Here is an 8470-nt window from a genome sequence, read left to right as displayed (position 1 = left end):
TTAACACATTAACAATTACTGATTCAGCAGGTTCATTAACAGCACCAATCGTAAACACGAACGAATTAAGCATTGTATCAGGAGAAATCACAAGTACAGTAAATGGAATTGCCTCTACCGCAATAGCATTACCAGTAGCTGATGGAACAGAAACAATAGTAACAGGAGCGGGAATCAATACTGTAACAGGCGATGGGTCATCAACAACACCTTATGTAGTTACAGGAACAGAAGTAGATGGAGATATTACAAATGAAATACAAGATATTAGTACCGATGCTACTGCTGGAAATATTTCATTAACTAGTGGTTCAACTTTAACATTAAATGTTGATGATGCTGATGCTGATTCAACAAATGAAATTCAAACACTTTCTATATCAGGAGATCAATTAACTATTTCTGGAGGTAATACAGTAACATTACCTCAAACAGAATCTACTTTAGATGTAACAAAAGAAACAATAGGTTATGTATTTGCGGCCGCTCATACTTTAGGTGATGGTACAAATTCTTTTAACATAAATTGTAGCGTAAGTAGAACTGCAACAGGTAGATATACAGTTGCTTTTACTACTGCTCATCCAAATGGAGCTGAATATGATATTACTTTTGGAACTCAAATTAATTCAGGAAGAGATTCAAGAATTGTTTCAGTTTTGGAGCAAAGAGCAGATGGTTTTGATGTTGTAGTAGTTACCGGTGATAATGGTACAACCGCAGATACATATGTAGATGAAGTTTGGTATTTTAATACATCAGCAACAAAAGATGTAGTAACGGGAGTTGAACTTGTAACAACAACATCTGCAGGAACAACTACAGATCCTACGACACCAACTGGAACTCCCACTACAGATTTCACATATACCTTAAATGATACTGCGAGTGGAACATATTTTCAATTGGGTTTTAATAATGGAGTACAAGCTACCTCTTATGAAATCCTTTTAGATAATGTACCTTATCAATTAACAAATTTAACTCTTGGCGATCATACTGTTGTTGAACAAGATAATGGAGATGGGACTTATGATTATCTTTTTACAAGTACTAGTCCTATAGGTGCAAATAGTCAATATCGTCAAATACAAGGTGATAAATCAGCAACTGGTAGTGGTAATTCATGTAATTGTGTTTCATTCTATACTTTATAAACAAACAGTAGCTATTGATTTAAAAATACAAAAAGTAATTAATTTCATTTAAAAGAAAGAATTTATGAAAAAACATATATTAGTATTGGTTCTTCTGTTTAATGTTGTATTGTTGTATGGTCAGCTAAATGATACTACAGTAATGGGGATTCCTATAGGAAGTACTTCTGAAATTAATGGGGTAACACCTTTAGAGGAAGGTGCAATTGTGTACAATTCTGATACTAAAGAATTAATGATTTTTAATGGAACAACTTGGGTGAATGTTTCTAGTTCAACTGTATATGTAGGTGCGTTCCAAATAACAGGTACAGGTAATAAAGTTGTTACAGGATTACCTTTTCAACCATCTCAAATTACTTTTGTAGCACATGCCAATATAGAAGATTTCACAGGTATTGATTCGGATAATGGAATCAAGGATAATGATAGCTCAATTGCAAATTCATTTGGTACTATGAATGGTTTTGCAAGAGATGATGGTGGTGCTACACCAGCTCAACAAGTTATATACGTTGGAGGGAGTGGTAACTCAATTAATGATATTTCAAGATATGCTTCAAATACAAATTGTATTGGTTTAAGGTATAGTAATCAAAATGGAAATGCATTAGGTAGAACAATTGGAAGTTTAAGTTCATTTAACACTAATGGATTTACTATAAATATTACAAACTATGCAGAAAATGTAATAGTATTGTTTACAGCATATAAATAAAAAATTTTGAAGCAACTATTTTTAATTATCGTAATATTTTGGGCAAACCTATTAATAGGCCAGGAAGCCTTTCATAATTATGGGAATATCCAAATCCATGATGGAGGAGAAGTAGGTTTTCATACAGATTTAATAAATAATGGAAATTTCAATCAAAATTTAGGATTAGCAGGTTTTTATAGTTTAGATGATTATTTAATAATTGCAGGAACTAATAAACCTATATTTAATAATGTTGAAGTTGATGTACTCGATAATTTGTATTTAGAAACATCAATGGGAGTTACTAATACTTTATCTTTTATTAAAGGTAAAGTTGAAACACCAAGAGAAGATACAAACATTAGTTTAGATTTTATAAACCACGAAGTTTATGGAGGTGAAGGCGACTATACACATGTAGATGGTTATACAAGTGTAATTAGTAATGGAGAATTTATTTTTCCTATAGGAGACGAAGATTCATTTAGGCCTATGATTTTAACTAATCCATCTAACGGTGATTATTTTAAAGGAGCTTATTTTAAAGAAAACCCTAATTCTCCAACTATATTTTCAAATTCATTTGATACTTCTAAAAAGCAATTAATTTTAAATAAAATTAATGAAGAAGAGTTTTGGGATTTAGACGGAACTAAAGAAACTACTATAGTATTAACATGGGATTTAGAAAGTAATATAAATGTATTAAGTGAGAAATTAGAAAATTTAACGGTTGTAGGTTGGAGTAAGGAGTTAAATAAATGGGAAGATCTAGGAAGGCAAAATATTACTGGTGATTTTGATGAAGGTAGTATTGAGTCAAAAGAATTTATTCCAGATAATTACGAAATAATAACTATTGGAAGTGATATATTTAGTGTAGCTTCGGAATTAGCAGAGAATACTGAAAATCATAATTTTGGAATTTCACCTAATGGAGACGGTATTAACGATACTTTTGTTGTTGAAGGAATTGAATTACGTCCAAACAATACAATTTCTATTTATAATAGATGGGGAGCATTAGTATATTCCAAAAAAGGTTACGATAATTCTTGGGGAGGAATTTCTGATCATAATTTAACCATAAGCAGAAGTAAAGGATTGCCAAGCGGAACCTATTTTTATGTGTTAAATTTTCATGATGAGAATTTTAGCTGGCACGGATGGATTTATTTAAGGCGCTAAACTATGCTTTTAATAAAAGAAGTATATTTTTTTAAATGAATCAGACTTTTTATAAAACACGAAATGGTTTCATAGTTGAATCCATTTTTTTTATTCTGTTTAGTAATTTCACTTATAATTTTCCAATGTTCTCTAATAGCTTTTAAAGCTTTAAAATAAGTTCCTTTAGAGGCATCGTAGATATGAGTAGGTTCAGCAATTATACCGTTTATTTCTAAAACTTTGAACTCTTGTTTTTTAATCACATTATCAATAGAATTATATTTTATATCCAATCTTCCATAGTAAAAATCAGGAATTTCTTTCATAAAACTATCAATTGATTTTTCTAAATCTCTCGAAATTAAATGATTGCCATTTATAAATTGAGTACCTTTAGAGTGATTTCCAATTACATTTAAAACAACTTCTTCATTTTTTAATGGAATACTATAAAGTTTATTATTATGAAGTTCTGTGAGTAATTCTAAATAATGAAAAGCTCTTTCGTCATTTTTAATTAAATTTAATAAACTAGATTTTCCGTCTCCAATAACAGTTAAAAACTTTTTTAAGGTTATTGATGTGATATATCCTTTTTCAGAATTAGGCAATCTGTAATAAAAAATTCCACACTCATTTTTATAAGAAATAAACTCTTGTAAAATTAAATCTATACAATTGTTTTTAGATAAATATTGCGTTAAATCTTTTTCCGTTTTTAGTTGTTTTACTAATAAACCTCTAAATCCAATATCTGGTTTTATAATTAGTGGATAGTGTAAATTTTTTTCTTTAATTTTATTTAAAACAGTGTTTAAGCATTCATTTTTTTGAATAAAAATACTAATTGGTTTTTGTTTTGGAGGAATTAATTTTAGTGTTTCAAATTTAGATTCATAACCATTCCCAGAATGTTTTATTGCTGGGTTTGTAATAGAGAAAAAAACCAGACTCTTAGATTTTAAAGCTAAATAAATTGCGTAGGGAATATTTGGTAAATAATACATGTAGGCTGGCCAATACTCCCAATTTTTAAATATTTTCAATGTAAATTATTTAGAGTTGAAAAAAGCATTTAAAATAATTCGAATTCCTAAAAACCCTAAAAAAATAGCAGTAATAGCTATAAAAACTCCAGCAATTAGCCATAAATAATTATTAGATTGTTTTACAGCTTTAAATCCAATAGTAATTAAAATTGGACCTATAATTAGTAGTGGTAACGCTACTAATTCATATTTTAAACCTCTAACTAATTCTGTTCTATTTGTACTCATTTTTTAAAGTGGTTTATGGCATTACGGACACTTTTATAAGTTTCTAATAATTTTGCAGCTTCCTTTTTCTCTATATTTAATTCTTCCATAATCATTTTAGTTCCTCTGTCAACTAATTTATTATTAGAAAGTTGCATGTCAACCATTTTATTCCCTTTTACTTTCCCTAACTGTATCATTAAGCTAGTTGAAATCATGTTTAAAACTAATTTTTGCGCTGTTCCAGCTTTCATTCTAGAACTTCCAGTAACAAATTCTGGTCCAACAATAATTTCAATAGGAAATTGTGCCGTTTTACTTAATGGGCTTTCTGCATTACAAGTTATACATCCAGTTAAAATATTATTTTTATTGCATTTTTCTAGTCCACTAATAACATAAGGTGTAGTTCCAGAGGCTGCAATTCCAATTACAGAGTCATTAGAATTTATATTGTATTCTTTTAAATCTTTCCAACATTGAGTTGTTGAATCTTCAGCAAACTCAACAGCTGTTCTAATAGCGATGTCTCCACCAGCAATAATCCCAACTACCATTTCATGTGATACTCCAAATGTTGGAGGACATTCAGAAGCATCTACAACACCTAATCTTCCACTAGTTCCAGCTCCAATATAAAATAAACGTCCACCTTTCCTCATTCGTTTTAAAACTTCAAGTACTAATACTTCAATAGAAGGTATAACTTTTTCTATAGCTAATGGAACAGTTTTGTCTTCATTATTTATATTTTTTAATAATGAATCTACTTCCATTTTTTCTAAATTATTGTAATTAGAAGATTGTTCAGTTGTTTTTATAAAACCCATTTTTCAAAAATAGTAAATTGAAAATTATTATTGAATATAAGTGACTTTTTAAATGTAAGAGTGTCTTAATAATTATAACAACCAAATTTTAAAAAATAAATTTATGGAAAATATTACAAAATCATTATCGTCATTTTTAAGTTCAATTTCTTCAGGAGTAGGAGATTGGGGATTAAGTTTAATTGGAGCAATAGTTTCATTACTAATAGGTTTGTGGATTGTTAGATTAATAATGAAAGGAGTTTCAAAAGCCTTTGATAAATCTACAGTAGACGAAACTTTAAAACCATTTTTAATTACCTTAATAGGTTTTGCTTTAAAAGCGTTATTATTTATTACAATAGCACAAATTGTTGGTGTACCTATGACATCGTTTGCAGTACTATTAGGTGGTATTGGGATTGCAATTGGAGCAGCTTTCAATGGTTCATTAGGGCATTTAGCTTCAGGAGTTATGTTGTTGATATTTAGACCTTTTAAGGTTGATGATTTAATAGAAGTAAATGGTGAATTAGGCTTTGTAAAAGAAATATCTGTTTTTGTAACAGTATTAGAAACATTTCAAAATAAAACTTCAATAATACCAAATGGAACAATAACAGCTAATAAAATAGTAAACTATACTACTGTAGGTAATTTACGTGTAGATATGCCTTTTGCAATTAGATATGGAGCTGATATTAATGAAGCAAAAAAAATAGTGATGAATGTTTTAGAAAACGATGAAAATGTATTGAAAGATCCAAAACCAAGAGTTGCTGTAAATAATTTAGGGGAAAATGCAATTGAATTAATTGCATTGCCATATTCTAGTGTTGAAGGTTATTGGGATGTATATTGGGATACAAGACAAAAAATTGTTGAAGAATTAGGAAAATCTGGTTATGAAGCACCGTTCCCACAACGTGTAGTAACAATGAAAAAATAAAAATTGCGGAAAAAGGAGAATTGGGTTAGTAAAAAAAGCGAGCAGTAATGCTCGCTTTTTTTGGTGTAAAAAGGTTTTTTAATTGTTGTTACGATAAAACATTTTCAGCAGGAATCGAATTGATTATTTGATTAAATGTTTTACTAGGTCTCATAGCTTTATTTGCTAATTCATCATTAGGTTTATAATAACCTTTTAAGTCAACTTCACTTCCTTGAGCACTGTTTAAATCAACAAGTATTTTTGGTTTAGCTGTTAAAAGAGCATTGTAAATTTTCGAAAATAAAGCTTTTAAATCAGCATCTTTTGTTTGGTTTGCTAATGCTTCAGCCCAATATAAGGTTAAATAAAAATGACTACCTCTATTGTCTAATTCATAAACTTTACGAGAAGGTGATTTTCCGTTTTCTAAAAACTTATTAGTTGCTTCATCTAAAGTTTCAGATAAAACAAGAGCTTTAGAATTATTGTAGTTTTCACCTAAATGTTCTAAAGAAACGGCAAGTGCTAAAAACTCACCAAGTGAATCCCATCTTAAATGTCCTTCTTTAATAAATTGTTGAACATGTTTTGGAGCAGAACCTCCTGCACCAGTTTCAAATAATCCACCTCCATTCATTAATGGTACAATAGATAACATTTTTGCACTTGTTCCAACTTCTAAAATAGGGAATAGATCAGTTAAAAAATCACGTAAAACATTTCCTGTAACTGAAATTGTATCTAAACCATTTTTAATTCGTTGTAATGAAAACAGAGTAGCTTCGTAAGGAGCTAATATTTGAATATCTAATCCTGAAATATTTTCATTAGGTAAATATTTTTCTATTTTTTTTATTAATTCAGCATCGTGACTTCTAGTTCTATCTAACCAAAAAACAGTAGGTGTATTTGTTGCTTTAGCACGTTTTACAGCTAATTTAATCCAATCTTGTACTGGCGCATCTTTTGTTTGACACATTCTCCAAATGTCTCCTTCTTCAACGCTATGTTCAATTAATAAGTTTCCTTTTGAATCAAGTACTTGTACTTTTCCATCTCCAGCTATTTCAAATGTTTTATCATGTGATCCATATTCTTCAGCTTTTTGGGCCATTAATCCAACATTTGGAACTGTTCCCATTGTTGTTGGGTCAAAAGCACCATTCTTTTTACAAAAATCTATGGTAGCTTGGTAAATACTTGCATAACTACTATCAGGAATAACGGCTTTGGTGTCTTGTTGTTCTCCATTTATATTCCACATTTGCCCTGAAGTTCTAATCATTGCAGGCATCGAAGCGTCAATAATTACATCACTTGGAACATGTAAATTTGTAATTCCTTTATCAGAATTTACCATTGCTAATGATGGTCCATTTTCAAAACAAGAGTCTATTTCATCTTGGATAGCTGCTTTTTTATCAGCTGATAAATTTTCAATTTTTGAAACTAAATCTCCAAATCCATTGTTTTCTTCAACACCTAATTCTGCTAGTTCAGAACCAAATTTTTCATAAACAGATTTAAAAAATACTTTTACTGCGTGTCCAAAAATAATTGGGTCAGAAACTTTCATCATTGTTGCTTTCATATGTAATGAAAACAATACGTTTTTATCTTTAGCATCCTTAATTTCAGCTTCGAGAAAAGCTAATAAAGCTTTTTTACTCATTATAGTAGCATCAATTATTTCTCCTTCTAATAGAGGAAGACTTTCTTTTAGAATTGAGGTTTTACCTTTATTAGATACAAATTGAATTTTAATAGTATCTGCTTCAGCCATGGTTAACGATTTTTCGTTTGAACGAAAATCGTTTTTTTGCATAGTAGCTACGTGAGTTTTTGAATTTGGAGACCAAGCACCCATAGAATGAGGGTTGTTTTTGGCGAAATTTTTAACAGCTTTTGGAGCTCTTCTATCAGAGTTTCCTTCACGTAAAACTGGATTTACAGCAGAGCCTTTAACAGAATTGTATTTTTTTTGAATTGTTTTTTCTTCTTCAGTTTTTGGGTCTTCAGGATAATTGGGAATGTTGTAACCTAAATTTTGTAGTTCTTTAATTGCTGCTTTTAATTGAGGAACTGAAGCAGAAATATTTGGTAATTTAATAATATTAGCTTCTGGTTTTTTTGCTAACTCACCTAATTCTGAAAGTGCATCATTTACCTTTTGTGTATCTGATAAATAATCAGGAAATACTGCTAAAATTCTATTAGCTAATGAAATATTTTTTGTTTCAATATTAATTTTAGCCGAAGATGAAAATGCCTTTACAATAGGCAAAAAGGAATACGTTGCTAAAGCAGGAGCTTCATCTGTTTTTGTATAAATAATTTTTGGCGAAACGCTCATATTTTTAAAAAGTTTAATTTAATTCACCTACTTAAAATAGGGAGGCAAATGGTTTAACAATTAATTTTAAAATTTGATTGACGCAAATGTAATC

At 29.6% G+C, this 8470-nt stretch carries 8 protein-coding genes; 4 read left to right on the top strand and 4 right to left on the bottom strand.

What is annotated here, in order from left to right:
- The 3 genes from R3X25_RS14685 to R3X25_RS14675 all read left to right on the top strand — a co-directional run.
- Positions 1-1157 (top strand): hypothetical protein (locus R3X25_RS14685; RefSeq protein WP_317675723.1); only part of this gene is annotated, 1157 nt, incomplete at its 5' end.
- Between the two features lie 64 nt (positions 1158-1221).
- The gene (locus R3X25_RS14680; protein ID WP_317675722.1) at positions 1222-1875 is read left to right on the top strand and encodes a hypothetical protein; all 654 of its coding nucleotides are present in this window, start codon (positions 1222-1224) and stop codon (positions 1873-1875) included.
- A gap of 6 nt (positions 1876-1881) precedes the next feature.
- Positions 1882-3045 (top strand): gliding motility-associated C-terminal domain-containing protein, encoded by a 1164-nt coding sequence (locus tag R3X25_RS14675; RefSeq protein ID WP_317675721.1) that lies wholly within the window; start codon positions 1882-1884, stop codon positions 3043-3045.
- Here R3X25_RS14675 and R3X25_RS14670 read toward each other — a convergent pair.
- The 3 genes from R3X25_RS14670 to murQ are packed head-to-tail and all read right to left on the bottom strand — an operon-like array spanning position 3042 to position 5113.
- Entirely contained in the window at positions 3042-4073 is a 1032-nt protein-coding gene (locus R3X25_RS14670) for a D-alanine--D-alanine ligase (RefSeq protein WP_317675719.1), read from the bottom strand. The genes R3X25_RS14675 and R3X25_RS14670 overlap by 4 nt on opposite strands.
- A gap of 6 nt (positions 4074-4079) precedes the next feature.
- Positions 4080-4304 carry a DUF6095 family protein gene (locus tag R3X25_RS14665; RefSeq protein WP_317675718.1) on the bottom strand — a complete coding sequence of 75 codons (225 nt, stop codon included), beginning with the start codon at positions 4302-4304 and terminating at the stop codon, positions 4080-4082.
- Entirely contained in the window at positions 4301-5113 is an 813-nt protein-coding gene (gene murQ / locus R3X25_RS14660; RefSeq protein ID WP_317675717.1) for an N-acetylmuramic acid 6-phosphate etherase, read from the bottom strand. Before murQ ends, R3X25_RS14665 begins: the two co-directional genes overlap by 4 nt.
- 103 nt (positions 5114-5216) lie before the next feature.
- Here murQ and R3X25_RS14655 point away from each other — a divergent pair, with 103 nt between their 5' ends.
- Positions 5217-6041 carry a mechanosensitive ion channel family protein gene (locus R3X25_RS14655; RefSeq protein ID WP_317675716.1) on the top strand — a complete coding sequence of 275 codons (825 nt, stop codon included), beginning with the start codon at positions 5217-5219 and terminating at the stop codon, positions 6039-6041.
- An 88-nt stretch (positions 6042-6129) separates the two neighbouring features.
- On the opposite strand, the gene R3X25_RS14650 is transcribed toward R3X25_RS14655, so the two are convergent.
- Positions 6130-8376 (bottom strand): NADP-dependent isocitrate dehydrogenase, encoded by a 2247-nt coding sequence (locus tag R3X25_RS14650; protein ID WP_317675715.1) that lies wholly within the window; start codon positions 8374-8376, stop codon positions 6130-6132.
- Between the last annotated feature and the right edge of the window lie 94 nt (positions 8377-8470).

This window comes from Lutibacter sp. TH_r2, assembly GCF_033101135.1.
Lineage (GTDB): Bacteria > Bacteroidota > Bacteroidia > Flavobacteriales > Flavobacteriaceae > Lutibacter.
The sequence above is the reverse complement of the archived record's forward strand: the minus strand, read 5'-3'. Positions and strand labels throughout refer to the sequence as shown.

What these genes read in the sequence shown, in the direction of transcription:
- R3X25_RS14680 (WP_317675722.1), top strand. Translation starts at nt 1,222, where the DNA reads ATGAAAAAACATATATTAGTATTGGTTCTTCTGTTTAATGTTGTATTG.
- R3X25_RS14650 (WP_317675715.1), bottom strand. Translation starts at nt 8,376, where the DNA reads ATGAGCGTTTCGCCAAAAATTATTTATACAAAAACAGATGAAGCTCCT.
- murQ (WP_317675717.1), bottom strand. Translation starts at nt 5,113, where the DNA reads ATGGGTTTTATAAAAACAACTGAACAATCTTCTAATTACAATAATTTA.
- R3X25_RS14665 (WP_317675718.1), bottom strand. Translation starts at nt 4,304, where the DNA reads ATGAGTACAAATAGAACAGAATTAGTTAGAGGTTTAAAATATGAATTA.
- R3X25_RS14655 (WP_317675716.1), top strand. Translation starts at nt 5,217, where the DNA reads ATGGAAAATATTACAAAATCATTATCGTCATTTTTAAGTTCAATTTCT.